23 protein-coding genes are annotated in these 20,861 nt (G+C 69.6%); 13 read left to right on the top strand and 10 right to left on the bottom strand.

From position 1 onward, the window contains the following. Positions 1–31: 31 nt before the first annotated feature. Entirely contained in the window at positions 32–1,171 is a 1,140-nt protein-coding gene (locus tag IEY88_RS23870; protein ID WP_189157026.1) for a HEAT repeat domain-containing protein, read from the top strand. On the opposite strand, the gene IEY88_RS23865 is transcribed toward IEY88_RS23870, so the two are convergent. Then, entirely contained in the window at positions 1,161–1,910 is a 750-nt protein-coding gene (locus IEY88_RS23865; protein WP_189157025.1) for a DeoR/GlpR family DNA-binding transcription regulator, read from the bottom strand. The genes IEY88_RS23870 and IEY88_RS23865 overlap by 11 nt on opposite strands. Before the next feature lie 49 nt (positions 1,911–1,959). Between IEY88_RS23865 and IEY88_RS23860 the strand changes: the two genes are divergently transcribed. Further along, entirely contained in the window at positions 1,960–2,322 is a 363-nt protein-coding gene (locus IEY88_RS23860; RefSeq protein WP_189157024.1) for a DUF4406 domain-containing protein, read from the top strand. Here the strand turns inward: IEY88_RS23860 and IEY88_RS23855 are convergent. Continuing rightward, positions 2,319–2,915: a phosphoribosylanthranilate isomerase gene (locus tag IEY88_RS23855; RefSeq protein WP_189157023.1), complete on the bottom strand. Its 597-nt coding sequence runs from the start codon at positions 2,913–2,915 to the stop codon at positions 2,319–2,321. The genes IEY88_RS23860 and IEY88_RS23855 overlap by 4 nt on opposite strands. 111 nt (positions 2,916–3,026) lie before the next feature. Here IEY88_RS23855 and IEY88_RS23850 point away from each other — a divergent pair, with 111 nt between their 5' ends. Then, positions 3,027–4,751, top strand: a complete 1,725-nt coding sequence (locus tag IEY88_RS23850) for an L-aspartate oxidase (protein WP_189157022.1) — start codon at positions 3,027–3,029, stop codon at positions 4,749–4,751. A gap of 42 nt (positions 4,752–4,793) precedes the next feature. Here the strand turns inward: IEY88_RS23850 and IEY88_RS23845 are convergent, their stop codons facing one another. Continuing rightward, on the bottom strand, positions 4,794–5,237 hold the full coding sequence (locus IEY88_RS23845; RefSeq protein WP_189157021.1) for a cupin domain-containing protein: 444 nt from the start codon (positions 5,235–5,237) through the stop codon (positions 4,794–4,796). Between the two features lie 67 nt (positions 5,238–5,304). On the opposite strand from IEY88_RS23845, the gene IEY88_RS23840 reads away from it, so the two are divergent. Then, positions 5,305–6,069: a hypothetical protein gene (locus IEY88_RS23840; protein ID WP_189157020.1), complete on the top strand. Its 765-nt coding sequence runs from the start codon at positions 5,305–5,307 to the stop codon at positions 6,067–6,069. Between the two features lie 4 nt (positions 6,070–6,073). Here IEY88_RS23840 and IEY88_RS23835 read toward each other — a convergent pair whose 3' ends face one another. Genes IEY88_RS23835 through IEY88_RS23825 form a run of 3 tightly spaced genes read right to left on the bottom strand, consistent with a single transcriptional unit; the run spans position 6,074 to position 8,722 of the window. Beyond that, positions 6,074–7,102, bottom strand: coding sequence for a hypothetical protein (locus IEY88_RS23835; protein WP_189157019.1), 1,029 nt, complete (start codon positions 7,100–7,102; stop codon positions 6,074–6,076). After that, positions 7,095–7,631, bottom strand: a complete 537-nt coding sequence (locus tag IEY88_RS23830) for an RNA polymerase sigma factor (protein ID WP_189157018.1) — start codon at positions 7,629–7,631, stop codon at positions 7,095–7,097. Before IEY88_RS23830 ends, IEY88_RS23835 begins: the two co-directional genes overlap by 8 nt. Positions 7,632–7,681: 50 nt before the next feature. Next, complete coding sequence (locus tag IEY88_RS23825) at positions 7,682–8,722, bottom strand: acyltransferase family protein (RefSeq protein ID WP_189157017.1); 1,041 nt, start codon at positions 8,720–8,722, stop codon at positions 7,682–7,684. 104 nt (positions 8,723–8,826) lie between these two features. Here IEY88_RS23825 and IEY88_RS23820 point away from each other — a divergent pair, with 104 nt between their 5' ends. Continuing rightward, positions 8,827–10,110 carry a glycosyltransferase 87 family protein gene (locus IEY88_RS23820; protein WP_229693724.1) on the top strand — a complete coding sequence of 428 codons (1,284 nt, stop codon included), beginning with the start codon at positions 8,827–8,829 and terminating at the stop codon, positions 10,108–10,110. Here IEY88_RS23820 and IEY88_RS23815 read toward each other — a convergent pair. Continuing rightward, positions 10,055–10,633 carry a DUF4360 domain-containing protein gene (locus IEY88_RS23815; RefSeq protein ID WP_189157015.1) on the bottom strand — a complete coding sequence of 193 codons (579 nt, stop codon included), beginning with the start codon at positions 10,631–10,633 and terminating at the stop codon, positions 10,055–10,057. The two genes, IEY88_RS23820 and IEY88_RS23815, sit on opposite strands and share 56 nt — an antisense overlap. Before the next feature lie 87 nt (positions 10,634–10,720). Next, positions 10,721–11,545 (bottom strand): class II glutamine amidotransferase, encoded by an 825-nt coding sequence (locus IEY88_RS23810; protein WP_189157014.1) that lies wholly within the window; start codon positions 11,543–11,545, stop codon positions 10,721–10,723. A 95-nt stretch (positions 11,546–11,640) separates the two neighbouring features. On the opposite strand from IEY88_RS23810, the gene IEY88_RS23805 reads away from it, so the two are divergent. From IEY88_RS23805 to IEY88_RS23785, 5 genes are all read left to right on the top strand, one after another. Next, the gene (locus tag IEY88_RS23805) at positions 11,641–12,030 is read left to right on the top strand and encodes a hypothetical protein (protein WP_189157013.1); all 390 of its coding nucleotides are present in this window, start codon (positions 11,641–11,643) and stop codon (positions 12,028–12,030) included. A 215-nt stretch (positions 12,031–12,245) separates the two neighbouring features. Next, positions 12,246–13,076 carry a phosphatase PAP2 family protein gene (locus IEY88_RS23800; RefSeq protein WP_229693679.1) on the top strand — a complete coding sequence of 277 codons (831 nt, stop codon included), beginning with the start codon at positions 12,246–12,248 and terminating at the stop codon, positions 13,074–13,076. 63 nt (positions 13,077–13,139) lie between these two features. Continuing rightward, the gene (gene bla, locus IEY88_RS23795; protein WP_189157012.1) at positions 13,140–14,021 is read left to right on the top strand and encodes a class A beta-lactamase; all 882 of its coding nucleotides are present in this window, start codon (positions 13,140–13,142) and stop codon (positions 14,019–14,021) included. A 149-nt stretch (positions 14,022–14,170) separates the two neighbouring features. Then, positions 14,171–15,865 carry a cellulase family glycosylhydrolase gene (locus tag IEY88_RS23790; RefSeq protein ID WP_189157011.1) on the top strand — a complete coding sequence of 565 codons (1,695 nt, stop codon included), beginning with the start codon at positions 14,171–14,173 and terminating at the stop codon, positions 15,863–15,865. Position 15,866: 1 nt separating this feature from the next. After that, positions 15,867–16,733, top strand: a complete 867-nt coding sequence (locus IEY88_RS23785; protein WP_189157010.1) for an NAD-dependent protein deacetylase — start codon at positions 15,867–15,869, stop codon at positions 16,731–16,733. Here the strand turns inward: IEY88_RS23785 and IEY88_RS23780 are convergent. Together IEY88_RS23780 and IEY88_RS23775 are read right to left on the bottom strand one after the other, a co-directional pair. After that, positions 16,722–17,078: an RNA-binding S4 domain-containing protein gene (locus IEY88_RS23780; RefSeq protein WP_189157009.1), complete on the bottom strand. Its 357-nt coding sequence runs from the start codon at positions 17,076–17,078 to the stop codon at positions 16,722–16,724. The genes IEY88_RS23785 and IEY88_RS23780 overlap by 12 nt on opposite strands. Positions 17,079–17,119: 41 nt before the next feature. Further along, a complete protein-coding gene (locus IEY88_RS23775) occupies positions 17,120–17,443 on the bottom strand; it encodes an STAS domain-containing protein (protein WP_189157008.1) in 324 nt (107 codons plus the stop codon). A gap of 43 nt (positions 17,444–17,486) precedes the next feature. On the opposite strand from IEY88_RS23775, the gene IEY88_RS23770 reads away from it, so the two are divergent. The 3 genes from IEY88_RS23770 (at position 17,487) to IEY88_RS23760 (ending at position 20,850) form a co-directional block, all read left to right on the top strand. Continuing rightward, positions 17,487–18,539, top strand: a complete 1,053-nt coding sequence (locus IEY88_RS23770) for a glycosyltransferase (RefSeq protein ID WP_189157007.1) — start codon at positions 17,487–17,489, stop codon at positions 18,537–18,539. A gap of 132 nt (positions 18,540–18,671) precedes the next feature. Continuing rightward, positions 18,672–20,330, top strand: coding sequence for a peroxidase family protein (locus IEY88_RS23765; protein ID WP_229693678.1), 1,659 nt, complete (start codon positions 18,672–18,674; stop codon positions 20,328–20,330). A gap of 58 nt (positions 20,331–20,388) precedes the next feature. Further along, a complete protein-coding gene (locus IEY88_RS23760) occupies positions 20,389–20,850 on the top strand; it encodes a DoxX family protein (protein WP_189157005.1) in 462 nt (153 codons plus the stop codon). The last annotated feature ends 11 nt before the right edge of the window (positions 20,851–20,861 follow it).

The following is a 20,861-nucleotide window of genomic DNA, read 5'->3' as shown; positions in this document are numbered from 1 at the left end:
CACTTGGGACCAACTAGTACCGTGCCGCGCCATGGAGATCCGGGCGCTGCTCGACCGCATGGACGACGACCGCTGGCGGACCGAGGTCGAGGACTTCGCGCGGGAGCAGGCGATCACGACGTTCGGCGAGCTGGTGGAGCTGATCACCACGGCGGAGGACGGCGGGGTCGTGCGGCAGGGCTACCGGGTGTTCTCCCTGGTGAAGGCGGACGACGAGGTCTACCTCGGCCTGCTGGGGCACCCGCATCACCTCGTTCGCCAGGCGGCGGCGAGCATGTTCCGCGGTGAGGACGCGCTGAGGTACGCGCACGAACTGCTGCCGCTTCTCGCCGACGAGGACCATTACGCGCAAAGGGAAGCGTTGTGGGCGTTCGGAACCATGGGCCCGGACGTGCTGCCGTTGCTGCGAGAAACCCGCCGCACGGCCAAAGGCGCGCTGCGCAGGGGTGCGTTGGTCGGCATCGCCGAGGTCGCCGGACCCGACGGGTTCTCGCCCGAGGACCGCAGGGTGGTCGACCGGTTCATCCGCTCGAAGCTCGAGGACGACCTGTACAGCGTCGACGAGATGCACCTCTGCGGCGGCTGGTACGCGATCAGGACCGACGACCAGGCGGCCGTCCTCAGCGTCTGCGGCTTGCAGGACCCGGTGCCGGTGACCAAGGTCCTCGGCGCCCAGGCGTGGAACAACGACCACCACGCGTGGTCGAAGGACGAGCACGTCCGGTGCGCGAGGGTGTACGTGACGGGCGCGTGGGACGGCTGGACGCTGGTGTTCGGCGAGCCGTTCGAGCACGGAACCCGTCCGGTGACCGAGATCTGCGCGGTGCTGAGCGCCGTCTTCGGCGAGGCGCACTACTACGGCGAGAGCTGCGGTGACGGCTGGACGGCGTGGTGCGTCGCGCGGCAGGGCGAGATCGTCCGCTACTACGACGCGTTCAAGGCCGACGAGCAGATCGGCGCGCTCGACGTCGAGGACGGCTGGTGCCTGCCGCACGACCTCAGCGAGGAGAACGACGATCTCGACGACATCTACGCCACCGACGTCGCCGAGGAACTGTCGGTCGACCCCCGCTACTTCGAGGGCGACGTCGAGGGCCACGGCGTGCTCGCGCTGACCCAGTGCGGCCGCACTTACGGCTCTCCCAAGGGTTACCTGCAGGTCATCCTGTGAGGGCGTGGATCACCGGCACCTCCAACGCGCGCACGGTCTCGTTGTCCGCGTCCGTGATGACTCCGGCGACCTCGGTGAACGGCAGCACGGAGAACCGTGATGCCGTGCCGATCTTCTCGGAACTGGCCAGCACGTAGGTGTCCGCGGCCTGGTGGGCGAGCGCGCGCTTCATCGCGGCCTCGTCCGCGTCACCGGTCGTGAGGCCCGCTTCGGGATGTACGCCCGTGACGCCGAGGAAGAAGAGGTCCGCGTGCACGCCCCGTGCGGCCTCCACGGCTGCGGCGCCGCACGCGACCATCGAGTGCTTGAAGAGCCGACCGCCGATCACGTAGACGTCCACGTCCCGATGCTCTTCGAGCGCGCTCGCGATCGTCGGACTGTGCGTGACGACCGTGGCGTGCAGATCGAGCGGTAGCGCGCGCACGACGGCGAGAGTGGTCGTGCCGCCGTCGAGGATCACCGTGCTGCCCGGTTCGATCAACGCGGCGGCCGCCAGTGCGACCCGTTGCTTGCCATCGACCTGCACGCTCTGACGCGTGGCGTAGTCGGCGATAGCGGGGGATACGGGCAGTGCGCCGCCGTACACACGTTGGCAGAGGCCCGCCGCCGCGAGATCGCGCAGATCACGACGGATCGTGTCCTCGGAGATGCCGACTTCGACGGCGAGGTCCTTGGCGACGATCCGGCCGTCGGTACGCAGCCGTTCGAGCAGCAGGTCACGGCGTTGGGCAGCCAACATGCACGTTTCTCCTTGTTTTTGCCGAGTGTTGCACATTATGGTCGGTCGCATGCTGATTCTGATCGCAGGGCCCTACCGATCCGGCACCGGGGACGACCCCGAGTTGATGGCGCGCAACCTCGAACGACTGGAAGAGGCCGCGTGGCCGCTCTTCCGCAGCGGCCACGTGCCGATGATCGGCGAGTGGGTGGCGTTGCCGGTGTTGCGCGGCGCCGGGGGCAGCTCGCCGGCGGACCCGATCGCGTCCGAGATCATGTACCCGACCGCGGAGCGCCTGCTCCAGCACTGCGAGGCGGTGCTGCGGCTGCCCGGCGAGTCGACCGGTGCCGACGAGGACGTGCGGATCGCCCGCGAGCGCGGACTTCCGGTCTACCACCGGGTCGAGGAGGTCCCTGGCTACCGCGCCGCCTAGCCCCGTGCGGCGGCGACGAACTCGCGCATCCGGCCGTGGTCCTTCACGCCGCGGCTCGACTCGATGCCGCTGGACACGTCCACGCCCCAAGGCTTCGCGACGTCGATCGCCTCGGCGACCGTCTCCGGCGACAGCCCGCCCGCCAGCAGCCACCGGCCGGTGGGCGGGTTCTCGGCGAGCCGCGTGATGTCCCACTGCTCGCCCGACCCCGCGACGGGGGAGTCGATCAGCAGCAGCTCCTCGCCGAACGCCCCGGTGCGCACGTCGGTCTCCGGCCCGAGCGCGGTGGCCCTGACCAACCCGAACGGGAGAGCCGAAAGCTCGTCGAAGGCATCGCGCGGGTAGTCGCCGTGCAGCTGCAACGCGCGCACGCCCGTCTTCAGCGCCAGCTCGCCGGCTTCGGCGGCCGTGATGCCGCGCACCACGGCGACGGTGAGGACGTGCTCGGGCACCTCCGCCACGAGCCGCCGCGCCAGGTCGACGTCGATCTGGCGCGGACTGGTGGTCAGCACGAAACCGACGGCGTCGGCGCCGGTCTCGACCGCCACGGCGACATCGGACTCGGTGCGCAGACCGCAGAGCTTCACGAACACACCACCGATCCTACTGATGTGGCCACGAACGCACTGTCACGCAGCTAACAGTCACAAGCGAGCGCGCTGTCCGGTCCTACTTAATGGAAGAGACGGGCAACGGAGGCCGTGATGACTGAACAGCGAATCGCCACATCGGTTCTGGTGATCGGAAGCGGTGGCGCCGGACTGCGCGCCGCCATCGAACTCGCCGAACGCGGCGTCGACGTGCTGGTCGTCGGCAAGCGTTCCAAGGCCGACGCGCACACCGCGCTCGCCGCCGGTGGCATCAACGCGGCACTGGCGACGATGGACCCTTCCGACACGTGGCAGCAGCACGCCGCGGACACCATCAAGGAGAGCTACCTGCTCGCCAACCCGGAGATCGTGCGGGTGGTGACCGAGCACGCCGCACGGGGCATCGAAGACCTCGAACGCTATGGCATGCCGTTCGCGCGCGAGGAAGACGGCCGCATCTCGCAACGGTTCTTCGGCGCGCACACGTTCCGCCGCACCTCGTTCGCCGGGGACTACACGGGTCTGGAGATCCAGCGCACGCTCGTGAACCGGGCCGCGCAGCTGGACATCCCGATCCACGACACCTGCTACATCACGCGGATCCTGGTGCGCGACAACGTGGTCTTCGGCGCGTACGGGTTCGACCTCGACACCGGCAAGCGGTACGTGTTCCACGCGGACGTCGTGATCCTCGCGGCGGGCGGGCACACCCGGATCTGGCGCCGCACGTCGAGCCGCCGCGACGAGAACACCGGCGACTCGTTCCGCCTGGCCGTGCTCGCGGGCGGCAGGATCCGCGACCCCGAGCTCGTGCAGTTCCACCCGTCCGGCCTGATCGAACCGGAGAACGCCGCCGGCACGCTGGTGTCGGAGGCCGCGCGGGGTGAGGGCGGCATCCTGACGAACGACGCGGGCGAGCGGTTCATGGCCCGCTACGACCCGCAGCGCATGGAACTGTCCACTCGCGACAGGATCGCGCTCGCCGCGTACACCGAGATCAAGGAAGGCCGCGGCACCCCGAACGGCGGCGTGTGGCTCGACGTGTCGCACCTGCCGCGCGAGCAGATCATGCAGCGGCTGCCCAGGGTGTACCAGACGCTGCTCGAACTGCAGATGAAGGACATCACGCGGGAAGCCGTCGAGATCGCCCCGACCGCGCACTACTCGATGGGCGGTGTGTGGGTGTCACCCGCCGACCACTCGACGGGCGTGGAGGGCCTGTACGCGATCGGCGAGGCGTCCAGCGGCCTGCACGGCGCGAACCGGCTCGGCGGCAACTCGCTCATCGAACTGCTGGTGTACGGCCGGATCGTCGGCGAGGCGGCGGCCGAGTACTCGGCTTCCCTGAGCGCGCAACAACGTTCGCACAGCGCGCTCGACGAGGCGCGGTCCGAGGTGGACGACCTGCTCGCCGCCGACGGCCAGGAGAACGTCCGCGCCCTGCAACGCGCGCTGCGCAACACCATGACCGAGCACGCGGGCGTCGTCCGCGACGAAACCGGGCTGCGCAAGGGACTCGCCGAACTGGACGAGATCGAGGAACGCATCCGCGACGTCGGCGTGCACCCCGACCTCGCCGGGTTCCAGGACCTCGCCCACGCCTTCGACCTGAAGTCGTCGGCGCTCTCCGCCCGCGCGACCCTGGAGTGCGCTCTCGAACGCCGCGAGACGCGCGGCTGCCACAACCGGTCGGACCACCCGGACATGGACCCCGCGCAGCAGGTGAACCTCGTGTGGTCGGGTCCCGGCCGGATCGAGCGGGAGGAGATCCCCGCGGTGCCAGAGGAGATCGCGTCGCTGATGCGGGACGTCGACACCGCCGGCAAGCTGGTCGAGTGACGAACGGGGGCGGGAGTCGACACTCCCGCCCCCTCGCGTCCATCAAGGACGTTCGCCGTGCTGCGCCCGCAGGTGCTTGCGCGCTTCCAGCTCGTCCTGCTCCACCACGGTCAGCATCGGCTGTCCGGGAGCGCAGAACATCGTGACGACGAAAGCGGATTCCTCATCGGTCAGGTGGTTGCCGTCCTGGTAGTGGATGACGTCGCCGCCCGGCTCCCAGAACGTCCCGCCCGCGTGGACGACCCGTTCCGGCTCGCCCTCCAGCTCGAAGACGATGGCGCCCTTGACGACGTAACCGTAGGCAGGACCGGAATGCCGGTGCGGCGGCGCTCCGGGGCTCGACGGCGGCAGCGTCACGAGGAGCGTCATGGCCTCGGCGCCGTCCGGGATCTGGGGCGCGCCCGGCACGGTGCCGATGACCTCGATGTTCGGCGGCGGACCGCTTTCGTCGGGGTTGTCCAGGTGATGGCTGTGTTCGTGGCTCATGTCAGAAAAGACCACGCAGCTCACCGATTTGTGACAGCGTCGGGCTTCCCCGCCGGAAGGAAGACCGTTGTCCGAGGAGATCGCGGGCTGGGAGCTGTCCCGTCACGGCGACCGGGAGAGCTACCGCAAGCGCTTGGCCAACGGCGTCACCGTCCACGCCCGGTGGGAGGGCGCCGGCACCGTCGAGGCGTACGTCGAGCCCGCCGGCATCGGGCGCACGCTCACCCGCAGCCGCAAGGAGTTCCGCGACAGGGAGGCGTTCTTCACCGCCGCCCGGCTCGTCGTGGACACCGTCGCGAACCTGCCGTCGTTCCGGATGGGCACCGAGACGCACGCGGACCACGTGCTGACCGGCGAGGTGGCCGGGTCCGTCGACACCGTGCCGGGATCGGGCGGGGTGCCGGAGGCCGAGCTGACCTTCACGCTCACCGACGGCCGTTCGATCACGCTGATCCTCACCGAGGACCAGGCGGACGACCTCACGTCGAGCATCTACTCGCTGAGCAAGCACGTCTGGTCCGAGCAGCGCGAGGAAGAAGAACGCGCACCGGCGACCGAGGCGGAGGTGCCGGACGTCAACGAGGTCGACGCCGGACCGGACAGCCCGCACGAGCTGATGACCGTGCTGGAGGAGAAGTTCGGTGTCACGCGGGACTTCATGCTGGCCCACGTCGACTGGTCCGCCGTGGTGGTCGTCGGGGAACCCGCGGTCAGCACGCTGCTCGACCGCGCCGACGAACTCGCCGAGGCCGTCGCGCCGAGGTGGTTCCCCGGCGCGACGGAGCGGCCTGGCGAGGTCTGGGTCGTGCTGTACCGCGACGTCACCCGCTGACGGGTCAGAAGGGCTGTCCCACAGCGGACACCACCCGCGTCGTCACGGAGGTCGTGCCGATGACCTGGCCCTGCTTCAGGCCCCACGCGTCCTTCGCGAGGACGGTCCTCGACCCGAGGTACTCACCGGTCGTCTGGTCGATCACGATCTGCTCGGTCGTCTCGTTCTCGGTGACGCCGAACGCGGTGCCGCTGCGACTGTCGATCACGGCTGCCTTCTCGACGATCTCCAGCTTCGGCAGGTAGCTCAGGGCCTGGTAGACCGAGGACCGCACCTGCGCCGGGTACACACCGGTGTCCAGGCCGTCGTTGATCATCTGCAGGAAGGTCAGGCCCTCGTTGCCCGCCACCTCGTCGCGCAGCTTCCGGTACAGCTCGCGAGGGTCGAGGGGGAGGGAGGCGAGGTACTCGGGCGACGGGTCGCGGAAGCTCGGCTCGATCTTGTCGTGCAACGCGGGCCCGCCGGTGGAGGTGAAGTCGCCGTCGGTGTGCAGGCCCTCGGGCACGTCCCGCGCGTTGCCCGCCTCCGACCCGATCAGCCACTGCCTCTCGCCGGTCTTGCCGTGCCGGTAGAGCCACGTGCCCGAGCGGTCGGACGGGATCCACGTCTGCAGGGTCTGGTCCTGCAGGTACATCCACCTGTGCCCGGCCTCGGTCACCGACCAGCGGGCGTACTGCAGCACGTAGAGGGCCTGGCCCGGCTCCAACTCCGCGTCGCCGGTGTGGGTCGCGGCCTGGTGGAGCAGTTCGGCCGCGGCGGCGCTGCCCACGCTCGGGCCCCTGTCACGCGACATCAGCGACGGCGCGACCAGGGCGGCGCCCGCGATCACGACCATCGCGGCGGCCGCGGCCACCACCGGGATCCGGCGCCGGCGCCGGGACGCGAGCGGGACGACCTCGCCGGACTGCTCGGCGTCGATGCGCGCCAGCAGTGCCGCGCGTCCCCGCTCGAACGCCTCATCGCTCATCGGGGCGACGTCCGACATCGCCCACTTGACCGTCTCGTCCTCGACCTGACGCGTCTCGTCACGCATCGTCGTCACCCTCCTGTCCGTTGATCCTCGCCCGCAGCCTGGCCCGCGCCCGGAACAACCGGGTCCGCACCGTCGCCACCGGCGTCCGCGTCACCTCGGCCACCTCGGCCGCGCTCAGGTCGGCCCACGCCACCATCAGCAGCACGTCCCGTTCCTCGGGCCGCAGGTCCGCGAGCGCCTCGCTCAGGTCGCTCATCAGCGACTTGGCGTCCACCACCGACGCCGTCCGGTCGTCGACGTGGTCGGCCACCGCGCGTCTGCCGTGATCGCGCGCCCACGCCCGCAGGCGCCGGCCCTCGGAGCGCACGTGCTGGCGCAGCAGGTTCGTCCCGATCCCGAACAGCCACGCCTTGACGCTCGCGCGGGCCGGGTCGAAGCTCTCACGGCGTTCCCAGGCGATGAGGAACGTCTCGGACACCAGGTCGTCCGCGATGGCGGCGTCCACCCGCAGCGCCAGGTAGCGGTGCAGGTCGCGGGCGTGCCGGTCGTAGAGCTCGACCCAGGCATCCCTGTCCAGAGGCTTCGTCACCCCCGGCCCTCCTGTTCGCGCCGGTGGCGCAGTCTCGGTGCTTACGGAACTTATTGGCCGATGGGCGCCAATGCATTCCCGGTTGATCGGTGTGACCTGCCTCGCCGGATCATCGGCAGCTCGACGAAGCGGTGGGAGAAGTCGGCGATCCCGATGGCCACCACCGTCGTCGCCAAAGCCATGACCAGGCCCGATGCGCCCGTCAGCAGCACGATCGAGTGCGCGATCGCCTGCACCAGGTAGATCGAGTAGGACCGTTCGCCGAGCCACACCATCGGGCGAGTGGACAACGCTCGCTGCAGCCGGCCTGGAGCCAGCAGCGCCGGCAGCACCAGTCCGGTGGCAACGGCGTAGATCGGCACCACCGACACGAAACCGGGCACGGTGCCGTCCAGGGCGCCGGAGATGAGCGGGACGGACAGGTGCACGCCCAGGAACAGCAGGATCACCCACGGCGTCGTGAACGGCCTGATCAACGCGAACCCCCGTTTGTCGTTCATGAGCAACGCCAACGCGCACCCGACGAGAACCGTGAAGTAGTGGACCGACCAGCCCTTGGGGTCGGAGGACACGGTGAACGGCACGACGGCCAGCGCGAGCGCCATCAGCCCGGCGGTGACGGCAGGTCGCCAGCGGGGCAGCAGCGCGAACGCCAGCAACGGCCACACCAGGTAGAACTTCTGTTCCACGCCCAGCGACCACGACTGCCCGTACGCGCCGCCGTGCCCGAACTCGTTGAGGAACGTCAGGTACAGCGGGAAGTCCTGGCCCAGCGGGTTCTGCCGGAACTGCCCGGCGACCAGCAGGCCCGCCGCCGTCACGAACAGGACCACGAAGTAGACCGGCAGGATGCGGAACGCCCTGCGGCGGTAGAAGTCCTTGAGGCTGATGCGCCCGGTGCGCGCCTGTTCGCGCAGCAGCAACGTGGTGATCAGGAACCCGGACAGCACGAAGAAGACCTGCACCCCGAGCCATCCCTGCAGGAACCCCGGCCCGCCGTAGTGGAAGAACACGACCATCAGCGCGGCGATGGCGCGCACACCGTCCAGCGCGGGAAAGCGCTTCAGCGCAAGGAACTGCTCGTGGGTCATGCTCCTCCTTGACCGATGACCGCGTCCGCGTTCCCATGAGGACTGTCACATCCCCTTGCGGGAACGGCAAAGCGTGCTGCGGTCAAGAAGTCAGCGTGAACGAGATGCTGTTGATCAGCCGGCTCGCCGACGAGATCCCGCCGATGTCCGTCGAGGCGTTCGAGTCGGGCCGAAAACGTCTGCTGGCCCGGAATCGCTGGGTGGCCGCACGCAAGGTGGTGCGCGTGCTGTGGTTCGTGGCGCTGGCCGCGGTGCCGATCTCTTTGGCAGGCCTGGGTTTCTACTTCCTCGACTTGCAGGTCTACCGCACGGGAGGGGAGGCGTGGCTGCAGGGGCACGCGCTCTACGTCGACTTCCCGGGCTCCCTGGACGGTCCGCGCCTGCCGTTCACCTACCCGCCGATCGCCGCGGTGATCTTCAGCGGTCTGACGTTCCTGCCGGTGTGGGCGGCGAACTCGCTCGTGGTCGTCGTGAACTTCCTGTGCCTGTCGGTGGTCAGCGTGCTCGTCACCGCGCGGCTGACCGGGCGGGCGAACGTCGTGTGGACCGTCGGGCCCGCCGTCGCGGTCCTCGGTGTGGCGCTGGAGCCGGTGATCTCGACGTTCCTGTTCGGGCAGGTCAACCTCGTGCTGATGGCACTCGTGGTGGTGGACTGCCTCGCGGTGCGCGATCCGCGGTTCCGCGGCCTGCTGGTCGGAGTGGCCGCCGCGATCAAGCTGACGCCGCTGGTCTTCCTGCTGTACTTCCTGGTGCGCAGGGAATGGCGCGCGGCGGCGATGATGCTGGTGGCGTTCGCGGGCATGGCTGTGCTGGGCTTCCTGTTCGCAGCCAAGGACTCCGCGGAGTTCTGGTTCCACGCGCTGCTCGACCCGGGCCGTGCCGGTGGTCTCGCGTACATGGCGAACCAGTCGTTGCGCGGTGTGCTGCACCGGATCAACCCTGGGGAGCACGCGGAGTCGTTGCTGTGGCTGGGCTTGTCGCTGGTCGTCGTGACGCTCGCGGTCGTGGCGGCGTACCGGGCGCGCACCGAGGTCGCGGCGCTGACCGCGATCGCCACCGCGGGCCTGCTCGTCTCGCCGGTGTCCTGGTCGCACCACTGGGTCTGGTGCGTGCCGGCGTTCCTGGCGCTGGGTTTCACGCGCACGCGCTGGGCGTGGCCGACGCTCGGCGCGTTGCTGGTGATCTTCCTCGTGCACCCCTTCACCTGGCTGCCGAGCACCGGTGACAAGGAGATGCTGTGGTCCTGGCAGGAACACGTCTACGGGGACGCGTACACGTGGGTCGCGATCATCGGCCTGGTGACGGCGGCGTTCACCGCCACCAGGCCGGAGCTCAGCAGCGCCGCACGCGCACCGCGCCGCGGCTGGACTCCACGTTCGCGAAGCTGAGCCGCTCGGGGTCCGCGTCGCCGAGCACGACGCGGACCTCGGCGTTGACGTTGATGTTCCGCCTCTCCCCGCACGCCGCCCACTGGATCTCGTCCGAGTCCGGGCGGTAGCGGGTCTGCCAGCTGCCGCTGAACGGCCCGGTGAACGGCTGGCTCACGCTCGCGGTGGGCGAGGTGCCCTGCAGGTAGGTGCTGACCCGGCTGAGCCCGGTAGCGCCGCTCTGCAGGTGCGCATAGCCCTCGTAGGTGGTTCTCGCGAGCCCGTAGGTGGAGCCCTGCGGCACGTTCACCCGCAGGCTGATCTGGCAGTTCTTGCGCGCGTCGAGCGGTGACGAGCCGTTGCCCGCCCTGGCCAGGAACGTGTGGTAGCCGATGGTGAACGTCCGGCCGTCGGTCTTGACGTCGGCGTCGCCCGCCGCGCAACCCGAGCCGTTGACGGTCACGACCTCGAGGACGGGTGCTTCGTCCTGCGCCGGTGCGAGGGCGGACAGTGCGATGAGTGCTGCCGCTGCCGTGGTGAGCATGAGGAACCTCTCCGAGGGGTCCGTGGCGGCGGCAGCACCAGACGCTACGACGAATCGCGGTTCGTCAACTGACGGTCACCTGACGATTCACGGCTTGAACGCCAGCAACTCCTCCTCGACGCCGGTCCTGACCACCACGCACGTCGACTCCGGCACCTCCTGCCACGCCCCGACCAGGTCGGCCAGCGGCTCGGACACGATGAGCCGCGAGTCGTCGGTGAGGTGGTGCAGCGCCGGGTTGTCCGGGTACTGGCGACGCAACGTCGACACGTCGGTGCTGTGGTAGAGACTGCGCGACTTCCCTCGGCTCGAATACCGGAACGCCCAGGTCGTCGACCCGTCCGTGACCGCGACCGTCATCTGGACCGGGTACTCCACCCCGGCCCGCCGCCCGACGTCCTCGACGAACTCGACCATCCGCGCCACCGCGGCCGGCGGGTCCTGCTCCAGCCCGAAGCTGACGGCCAGGTAGAACATGACCTCCGAGTCCGTCGACCCCTCGATCAGCGGGAACAGCACGGGGTCGATCGCCAGCACCAGCTCGCGCCGCACCAGCGGGAACTTCGCGATCAGCCCGTTGTGCATCCACAGCCAGTTCTGGTGCCGGAACGGGTGGCAGTTCGACCGCTGCACCGCCCCGCCCGTGGACGCCCGCACGTGCGCGAACACCCGGTCGACGGTGATCTGCGCGGACAGTTCCCGCAGGTTGCGGTCGTTCCAGGCGGGCTCGGTGCTCAGGAAGAGACCGGGAGCGCTCGTGCTGCCGTACCAGCCGATCCCGAACCCGTCACCGTTCACCGCCGTCGCACCCAGCCGGGCGTGCTTCGACTGCATGACGAGCGAGTTCTCCGGCGCGTAGAGCAACTCCTCCAGCAACACCGGCGAACCGGAATACGCGAGCCACCGGCACATGACGACCTCCTCGAACCCAGTGCTACATGGGAACACCTAGCAGACCGCGATGGGAGGTTTGCGGCGACGCGCCTTCCTCGGGCAGCATGGCGTGGGTGACGGTCCCTCCCGGCTTACGGCAGCCGCCCTACGAACAGCCGCGCGGGAACTTCGAGACGATCGAGGTCTACGCGCCTGTCGCCCAGGTGCCACCACCCAAGCCCGAGCCCGTCCAGGAGCCCGAGGACCGCTCGGACCTCGCCGTCATCGGCCCGATCGCCGCTCTCGTGCTCGCCCTCACGATCTGCACCCTGATCCTCGACCACCCGGCCGCCCGCGCCGTGGCTGCGGGCCTCGCCACCCTCGGCCTGATCGTCGCCGTGACGCTCATGCTGATGGGCAAGAAGCCGCAGCCCGGCCGGCACGTGGCCCGGCACGCCGTCGATCCCGAGGCGACGGAGCGGATCGCGCCGCCCGGGTGGGGGACGACCGACCGGCGCCGGTGACCACTGCGGCAGAATGTCTCCTGGTGCACCACCGCGTCGCAGGGATACCTGCGGGCGAGCCACCGCGGTACCTACCCGCACAGGTCCGGAGCAGCGGTCCGCGGTTTGGCCAGACCTGCCGCCCGCGTGAGGTGCACCAGCCGCCCGCGCCGGACAGCACGTCCCGTTGATCTTCACCCTGCGCGCTGGGCCGAACGGCGGCAGAGTGGGCAAGCGTGAACCTTCGACGGTGGCCCGTGGTCGCGGCGTCCGGCTTCGTCTTCGCGGCGGTCGTGTACGTCCTCGCGGTGCTCACGAGGGCCGGCCAGACCATCGAGAACGCGGCCCTGCGCGGCGCGGACCAGGACGACGTCTCCGAGTCGGACGCCGCCTGGAACGCGCTCGGCCAGATCACCGTGTACTCGCTGGCCGCCGCGGTGGTGGTGGTCGCGCTCGTCGGCGTGCTCAGGAAGCGCTGGGACCTCACGGTCGCGGCGGTCGGCGTGATCGTCGCCGGTCAGCTCGTGGTGCAGGTGCTCAAGCGGTTCGTCCTGCCGCGCCCGGCACTGGTCGAGGTCACCGGCGACTACGCGCACAACAGTCTCCCGAGTGGACACACGACGATCGCGATGACCGTGCTGTTCGCGGCGGTCATCGTGGTGCCGTGGAAGTGGCGCGGCGTGATGCTGTTCTTCGTGCTGCCGTGGGCGACGGCGATCGGCCAGTACACGCTGACGGCGAAGTGGCACCGCCTCAGCGACACCCTCGCCGCGGACGGCATCGCGCTCGGCATCGCCGCGCTGGCCGCGTGGTGGTTGCAGCGCAAGGGATCCCTGCGGCCTTACACCGGACCGCGCAGAGTGGGACGTGTCGTGCTGGTCGTCTTCTGGTCCGTCGCCGCGATGGTCACCCTCGCCCTGGGCGCGATCCTGTGGGGTTTCTCGCTGGCCGAGGAGGGTCTGAACGCCGACGAGTGGGTGATCTACCTCGGTGCCGGCACGTTCGCCTCGGCCGGGTCGTCGATCGCCGCGCTCACGTACCTCGCGTGCTGGCGCCGGATCGGGTGACAACCAGTTGATCTCCCGCGCGTCCTGTTCGGTGGAGAGGTTTCCGGAAGAGGGGACAGGACGTTGAGCTTCAACCGACGTGCGGTGCTGACTTTGGGTGCCGGAGCGGCGCTGGCGGTGGCGGTTCCCGCCCAGGCGCAGGCCTCGACGATCACCGGCAGGCTGCGCGAGCTCGAGAAGCAGCACAACGCGCGCCTCGGCGTGTTCGCCGCCGACACCGGTACCGGTCGCACGGTGCTGCACCGCGCGGACGAGCTCTTCCCGATGTGCTCGACCTTCAAGACCATCGCGGCCGCCGCGGTCCTGCGCAAGGACCGCGACGGGACGTTGCTGGGCAAGGTGATCACGTACACGAAGTCCGATGTGGACAAGTCGGGATACGGGCCGATCACCGGCAAGCCCGAGAACCTCGCGAACGGCATGACCGTCTCGGCCCTGTGCGAGGCGACCATCACCTACAGCGACAACTGTGCGGCCAACCTGCTGCTCAGGGAACTCGGCGGCCCGACGGCGATCAGCCGCTTCAGCCGGTCGATCGGCGACCCGGTCACGCGCCTCGACCGCTGGGAGCCGGAGCTGAACTCGGCGGAACCCGGCCGCGTCACCGACACGACGTCACCGCGCGCCATCGGCCAGAGCTACGCGCGCCTGACGCTGGGCCACGCCCTCAACAGCAACGACGCCGACCAGCTCACGAAGTGGTTGCTGGCCAACACGACCGGCGGCAAGCGGATCCGCGCCGGACTGCCCGCCGCGTGGGGCTGGGGCGACAAGACCGGTACCGGCAGCTACGGCACGACCAACGACGCCGGCATCGCGTTCCCGCCCGGCCGCGCGCCGATCGTGATCGCGGTCCTGTCGACGCGCAAGGACGAACCGACTGGCGGCGCCGACGAACCGCTGCTCGCCAAGACCGCGGAACTGGTGGCGGCGACCTTCAGCTGACCGGCATCCCGGCGGGCGGCCCGGAGGAGTCCAGGCCGCTCCGCCACCCGGCCCATCAGGCATCTTCCCGCAGTCGAACGCTGGTCGAACGCGCCTTCACCGGTTACGGTGCAATGCGAATCTCGTTCACGTTCCCAAAGGCGGCGGCGATGCGGCGAGCGGTTCTCCTGGTGGTCCTGTTCCTCCTCTCCCTCACGGTCACACCGGCACGCGCGGAGTTCGACGGCTCCGAGCTGCGGGTGTCCGGCGGGGTCTTCCGCGACGAACACGGCCGTGAGGTGGTGTTGCGCGGCTTCAACGTCTCCGGCACGGCGAAACTCGCCGAGTACCGCGGACTCCCGTTCGCGAGCACGGCGGACGCGCGCAGGTCCGCGCGGGCCATGAAGCAGCTGACCGGCGCGAACGCCGTGCGGTTCCTGCTGACGTGGGCCTGGATCGAACCGCAGCGCGGCCAGATCGACCACGCCTACCTCGACGGCGTGACGGCGCAGCTGCGGACCTTCACCGACGAGGGCGTCCGCGTCTACCTCGACTTCCACCAGGACCTCTACTCGCGCCACCTGTTCAACAAGGACAGCTGGTACACCGGCGACGGCGCGCCGGCGTGGGCGGCGAGCGGTTATCCCAAGGAATCGTGCGGCCTCTGCGCCCACTGGGGCCAGAACATGAAGAACAACAACGCCGTCACGGCCGCCACCTACGATTTCTGGCACAACCGCAACGGTGTGCAGGACTCGTTCGTCAACGCGGCCGGCGAGGCTCTCAAGCACGTCAAGCACGCGTTGCCCGCCAACGAGTTCAAACTCGTCGTCGGTGTCGACCCGCTCAACGAGCCCTACGCGGGCAAGTACGACGCCGGTCAGACGTCGCAAATGTGGGAGCGCGATCTCCTGATGCCGTTCTACCACCGTTTCCGCGCGGAGATGGACGAGGCGGGCTGGACGACCAAGCCCGCTTTCGTGGAGCCGCTGGTGTTCTGGAACCAGAACGTCGACTTCTTCGCCGAACCCGGCGGCCTCGCACTGGTGCCGGCGCTCGGCGAGCGGTTCGTGTTCAACGCGCACTTCTACGACGGCAAGGCGCAGTCCGGCCTCCTCATGCCAGGTAAGGCGGGGGACGGCCAGTACACGCAGGCGTTCGGCACGATCCGGGACCGCGCCAGGGCACTCGGCACCACCTCGATCGTCTCCGAGTTCGGCCATCCGGTCTCGGGTTTCACCTCCGACAAGACGCCGTCGGTGCTGAAGGCGATCTACCAGGGCCTCGACTCGACGGCACCGGGCGCGCGCTGGTGGTCGGCACCGCGCGGCAGCGTGATCTCGGGCAGCCAGTGGCACTGGGACACCAACTACGGCCGCCACCGCGAGCTGATGAACGACAACCCGAACAAGGTCAAGACCGACGGCGACGCCATGAACGACGAGCACTTCTCGGCGGTCAAGCTCGACGCGGCCGGCAACCCGGTGCTGACCGTCGACCGCGCCATCGTCGACCGGATCTACCCGCAGGCAGTCGCGGGCACCACGCTCGCGTTCACCTACGAGGACCGCGCCTATCAGACCTGGCAGCAGATCCCACTGGCGAACGTCCGCACGCTGGTCGGCTCGGCGCCGTTCGCCGTCATCGTCTGGGACTCGAACGGGGGCACCGCGCCGACCGAACTCCACCTGCCCGAGTCGCTGCGCTCGCCGCTCGTGGTCAGCTCGGCCGCCTCGGCGGTCGTGGACGACAAGCTGCTCCTGCGATCGGGTGCGGGACGGCAGTTCGCGCTGGTCACAGCCCCGTCGAACGGCAACGTCGCGGCGGCGGAGGCCGAGATTCGACAGTGGTACGTAAGCTGGTGAAGTGCGAACCAGACCCACTCTGAGCTGGACGAACCAGGGTCCGTCGCTGCCGCGCGCCACCACCCTCACCGACGTCGTGCCGATCGTCGCGGAGGGTGGGGTGCTGGTGCTCAGCGGCGCGGGCCTCTCCACCGAGTCCGGCATCCCCGACTACCGCGGCGAGGGCGGGTCCCTGCGCAAGCACACCCCCATGACCTACGACGAGTTCACCTCCAGCGAGGCCGGCCGGCAGCGCTACTGGGCGCGCAGCCACGTCGGCTGGCGCACCATCGCCCGCGCGCACCCGAACGCGGGCCACCACGCCGTCACCAGGCTGTCGGGCAAGCTCTCCGGCGTCATCACCCAGAACGTCGACGGCCTGCACCAGGCCGCGGGCTCGCAAGACGTCGTGGAACTGCACGGCGGCCTCGACCGCGTGATCTGCCTGGACTGCGGGCTGCTCTCGCCGCGCATCGACCTCGACCGCCGCCTGCGCGAGGCGAACCCGGACTTCCACGTGACGACGGACGAGGTTAACCCGGACGGCGACGTCTTCCTGCCCGAGGAGACCGTGCGGGGCTTCGAGGTCGTCCCGTGCGCGGAGTGCGGTGGCGTGCTCAAGCCGGACGTCGTGTTCTTCGGCGAGAACGTGCCGCGGCCCCGCGTCGACCAGTGCTACGAGCTCGTCGACACCGCGCGGTCCCTGCTGGTCCTCGGTTCCTCGCTGACGGTCATGTCGGGGCTCAGGTTCGTGCGGAGGGCCGCCACCGCCGGAATCCCGGTGGTGATCATCAACCGGGGTGAGACGCGCGGTGACGCGCACGCGTCGTTGAGGGTCGACCTGCCGCTGGGCACATCGCTGACGGAGCTCGCCGACTCAGTTCTGTGACCGGAACTGGTCCAGCACGCGCCGTTCCCGTTTCGTCGGACGCCCCGCGCCCCGGTCACGCCGGGCGATCGGGAGCTCCACGGGAGGCGGGGGAGTGCGGTCGATGAAGCAGCTCACGGCGATCGCCGCGCCGACGCGCTTCTGGATCACCCGCACCACCTCGACGGTCCAGGTCTTGTCGTTCACGCGAACGCGGACCCGGTCGCCCGGCACGACCGTCGCCGACGCCTTCGCGGGCTTGTCGTTGATGCGCACGTGACCGCCCTTGCACGCCTGGGAGGCGTCGGGGCGGGTCTTGGTCAACCGGACCGCCCACAGCCAGCGGTCGATGCGCGTGGACTCCACCCCGCCATCATGGCACGCGGGAGAACGCGCCCGGTCTGCCGCTAAGCCTCCACTGTGGACTGCAGACCGAGCATCCGCGCGAGGCCCGACAGTTCCAGCACCCTTGTCACCTGCTCGGACGCGGCCGCGAGCTTCAGCCCGCCTGCCGCTGCCGACGCGCGGGCGTGCCCTCGCACCAGTGCGCTCACCCCGCTGGAATCGCAGAACGTGACCCCCGCCAGGTCCAGCACGACATAGCGGTGGCCGTTGTCGAGCAGGCGGTCGAGCCGTGTGAGCAGCCGTTCCGAACCGGTACCGGCGAGCTCGCCGGACACCGTGACGAGGGTGGAGGCAGGCGACGACTCGGTCACCGTGACTTCGAGCATTTCGCAGCTGTACCCACTGGTGGCTGTCGCGAAACTGATTCACGTGCGTGTACTCCTGACTTCCTTGCCCATCGGCTCCCACCTGCTGCCGGCGATGGTGCCGCTCGCACGGGCGTTCCGGCGGCGCGGGCACGAGGCCGTGATCGCGACAGGGCCCGCGATGGCGCACCTCGAGCACACCGTCGTGATGCCCGACGTGCCGGCGCCGTCCGACCTCGGGCCACCGCCACCCTGGCTCCCGGAACGCGACGGCGTGCTGAAGGCGCCGCTCTGGTCCAGCCCGCTCGTGGTCGCGTCCGCCGCCAACGTCCTCGACTTCGCCCGCACCTGGCGTCCCGACGTCCTCGTGCGCGAGACCAGCGAGTATGGCGGCCAGATCGCCGCCGAGGTGCTCGGCATCCCGCACGTCCTGGTCGACATCGCCCCGTTCGCGCCGCTGGAGATCCCGCTGCTCGACGAGCTGATGGACAAGGTCCGCGCCCGGTTCGGCGTCAGCGCGGCCGACCCGGTCCTCACCGCGGGCCTGACCCCGGCGTCGTGGCACCCGGCCCAGCACCACTTCCGCGTGCCGATCGAGCGAGAGCCGATCGAGCACGGGCCGGAGATCGTCGCGTCCTTCGGCACCCACACCCGGTGGCTGATGCCGGACTCGAAGCTGCCGCACATCGTCGTGGAGGCGCTCGGCCGGGTCGGCGCGCCGTCCGTCGTCGCCATCGGCCACGGCGAGTGGACCGGTCCGCGCCCGTCGAACGTCCGCCTCGAACCGGAGATTCCGCAGCAGCGCCTCCTCGGCACCGCGAAGGTGTTCGTGACGCACGCGGGCTACAGCGGCGTTCGGGAGGCGTTGACGGCGGGCGTGCCGATGGTCGCGGTGCCCTTGTTCGCCGACCAGCCGCGCAACGCCGATCGAATTGAAGATCTCGGCTTGGGCGTGCGGGTGGACGTGAAAGGGCTTTCCGCCACCGTTCTCGCCGAACGGATTCGGCACGTGCTGAACACGAAGACTTATCATGACGCTGCTGAGAACCATGCTGCGCAGATGATCGATTTGGAAGTCTTCACGAATATTCCTGACCACCTCGTATCCGCTGTGTGACGACTTTTTGGTTTTGACCAAAAGCTTCGACGGTAATTTGGTCCGTCTGGAGACTGGCGGTGGGGCAGGTGCTTGTTGGGGAGAACAGGTCGCCTGTAAGAGGGGAAAACAGGGGGATATATGAAGAGGCACGTGCGCGACAGTTTCTTCGTCGTGGGCGAAGGTGTGCTGGAATTCGACGGCCGGGGTGAGGCCACCACGCGTCAGCCCTCCACCGCGGAGGAGCTGCGCCGGTTCCGGTTCTCGCGACTGGGGCCGAAGGGGCCGCGGACGGACGAGGAGACGCGGGCTGCCCTCGCGGCCGCGATCACCGCGAACGTCCCGCAGCCCGACTCGGCGGATCCGGCCGTCCCGGCGGGGTTCACCTACCTCGGCCAGTTCGTCGACCACGACCTGACCATGGACCGCACCGAGTCGCAGCTCGGGCAGGACGTCAACCTCGACGAGCTGACGCAGGGCCGTTCGCCCGCGCTGGACCTCGACTCGGTCTACGGCCGCGGCCCGCGCGACAAGGACGACCAGGCCTTCTACGCCCAGGACGGCGTGAAGTTCAAGGTGGGCACCACGACGCCGGTGCCGTTCCCGGACGAGGGCACCAACGTCCCGTTCGAGGGTTTCGACCTGCCACGCCGTGGCGGAACGGCCGGCACGGCGGCGGATCGGCGGCTGCCGCTGATCCCGGACGCCCGCAACGACGAGAACCTCGTGGTGGCGCAGACGCACCTCGCGTTCATCCGCTTCCACAACCGCGTGGTCGACGAGCTCGCGCTCACCGGCCTCACGGGCGAGCGGCTGTTCCGCGCCGCCAAGGAACTCGTGGTGCGGCACTACCAGTGGATGCTGCGGACCGACCACCTGCCGCGGATCATCGACCCGGCGATCGTGGACGACGTCTTCACCAACGGCCGGAAGTTCTTCGAGGTGCCCGGTCACTGCCGGGACCACTCGCCGACGATGCCGATCGAGTTCTCGGTCGCCTCGTACCGCTTCGGGCACAGCCAGGTCCGGGCGCGGTACCAGTGGAACCGGGTGTTCAGCTCGACCGGACCCGGCGGCCTCGCGACGTTGTTCCAGCTGTTCACCTTCACCGGTGTCAGCGGCAACTTCGATCCGAGCTCGGGCACGCCCGCCGACCTCGACGACGTGAACCGGGGCCCGATCTTCACGTTGCCCAGCAACTGGATCGCGGACTTCCGGCGGCTCTACGACTTCACCGAGGCCGAGCGGGACGACCTGGTGCCGCCCGCGGAGTTCGGTGGCGGCAACGTCACCAAGCGGATCGACACGCTGCTCGTCGACCCGTTGAAAGAGCTGCCGGCCGGCACGTTCGGCGGGCGCGGCACGCAGTTCCGGGAGATCGAGCGCAACCTCGCGTTCCGGAACCTGACCAGGGCCTCGATGATGGAACTCGCCACCGGCCAGCAGATCGCCGAGCTGTTCGGCGCCGAGCCGCTCACCGCCGAGCAGATCCTCGCCGGCAACGGCGGCGCGGTCGTCGAGGGGCTCTCGGAGGAGCAGAAGGCCCAGCTCGTCGCCGCCACGCCGTTGTGGTTCTACATCCTGCGCGAGGCCGAGATCGGCAACGGGCTGATGGGCCCGGTCGGCGGCCGGATCACCGCGGAGGTCTTCCACCGCGCGATGGAGGGCAGCCGGATCTCGATCGTGCGCTCGCCGTACTGGCGGCCGACGCTCGGACCGGACTCCAGCACGTTCCGCATGGTCGACCTGCTGCTGTTCGCCTTCGAGGGCAAGGCCGACCTGCTGAACCCGCTGGGCGACCCGGCGAACTGATCTCTCCTCGTTCCTCCTGTCTGGCTGGGTGGTGGCAGTCAGACAGGAGAGGGAGATCATGTCGCGTCCAGGAACCACACGCCGCGAAAGCACCGGGGAACGCCTGACTCGTTTTGCGCGTGAGTCCGGAATTCCCCTGCTGCGCATCGGACTGGGGGTCGTGTACCTCTGGTTCGGCGTCCTGAAGCTCTTTCCCGGTGGCAGCCCTGCCCAGGATCTCGTCGAACGCACGGTCTCCGCGCTGACGTTCGGGATCGTCCACGGGGATCTGGCGAGGCTCAGCGCCGCGATCCCGGAGATCGGGATCGCACTGGTCCTGCTGAGCTTCCGCGCACCGCGGCTGACCGCGGTCCTGCTGGTCGGTCACGTCGTGCTGGTGTCGACACCGCTGGTGTTGTTCCCCGGTGAGATGTGGTCCGGTCCGCTGCAGGCGTCGTTCGAGGCCCAGTACATCCTGAAGAACCTGGTGACCGTCGCCGCCGCGGTGGTCATCGCCTCATCACACCCGAGGGTGCGATGACCGGGAGCCGC

This window comes from Lentzea pudingi, from assembly GCF_014646255.1.
Lineage (GTDB): Bacteria > Actinomycetota > Actinomycetes > Mycobacteriales > Pseudonocardiaceae > Lentzea > Lentzea pudingi.
The sequence above is the reverse complement of the archived record's forward strand: the minus strand, read 5'-3'. Positions and strand labels throughout refer to the sequence as shown.

Bases quoted from the DNA above. Each gene is read 5' to 3' on its own strand.
- IEY88_RS23870 (WP_189157026.1), top strand. From the start codon at position 32: ATGGAGATCCGGGCGCTGCTCGACCGCATGGACGACGACCGCTGGCGG.
- IEY88_RS23865 (WP_189157025.1), bottom strand. From the start codon at position 1,910: ATGTTGGCTGCCCAACGCCGTGACCTGCTGCTCGAACGGCTGCGTACC.
- IEY88_RS23860 (WP_189157024.1), top strand. From the start codon at position 1,960: ATGCTGATTCTGATCGCAGGGCCCTACCGATCCGGCACCGGGGACGAC.
- IEY88_RS23850 (WP_189157022.1), top strand. From the start codon at position 3,027: ATGACTGAACAGCGAATCGCCACATCGGTTCTGGTGATCGGAAGCGGT.
- IEY88_RS23845 (WP_189157021.1), bottom strand. From the start codon at position 5,237: ATGAGCCACGAACACAGCCATCACCTGGACAACCCCGACGAAAGCGGT.
- IEY88_RS23835 (WP_189157019.1), bottom strand. From the start codon at position 7,102: ATGCGTGACGAGACGCGTCAGGTCGAGGACGAGACGGTCAAGTGGGCG.
- IEY88_RS23825 (WP_189157017.1), bottom strand. From the start codon at position 8,722: ATGACCCACGAGCAGTTCCTTGCGCTGAAGCGCTTTCCCGCGCTGGAC.
- IEY88_RS23820 (WP_229693724.1), top strand. From the start codon at position 8,827: ATGCTGTTGATCAGCCGGCTCGCCGACGAGATCCCGCCGATGTCCGTC.
- IEY88_RS23815 (WP_189157015.1), bottom strand. From the start codon at position 10,633: ATGCTCACCACGGCAGCGGCAGCACTCATCGCACTGTCCGCCCTCGCA.
- IEY88_RS23810 (WP_189157014.1), bottom strand. From the start codon at position 11,545: ATGTGCCGGTGGCTCGCGTATTCCGGTTCGCCGGTGTTGCTGGAGGAG.
- IEY88_RS23790 (WP_189157011.1), top strand. From the start codon at position 14,171: ATGCGGCGAGCGGTTCTCCTGGTGGTCCTGTTCCTCCTCTCCCTCACG.
- IEY88_RS23775 (WP_189157008.1), bottom strand. From the start codon at position 17,443: ATGCTCGAAGTCACGGTGACCGAGTCGTCGCCTGCCTCCACCCTCGTC.
- IEY88_RS23760 (WP_189157005.1), top strand. From the start codon at position 20,389: ATGTCGCGTCCAGGAACCACACGCCGCGAAAGCACCGGGGAACGCCTG.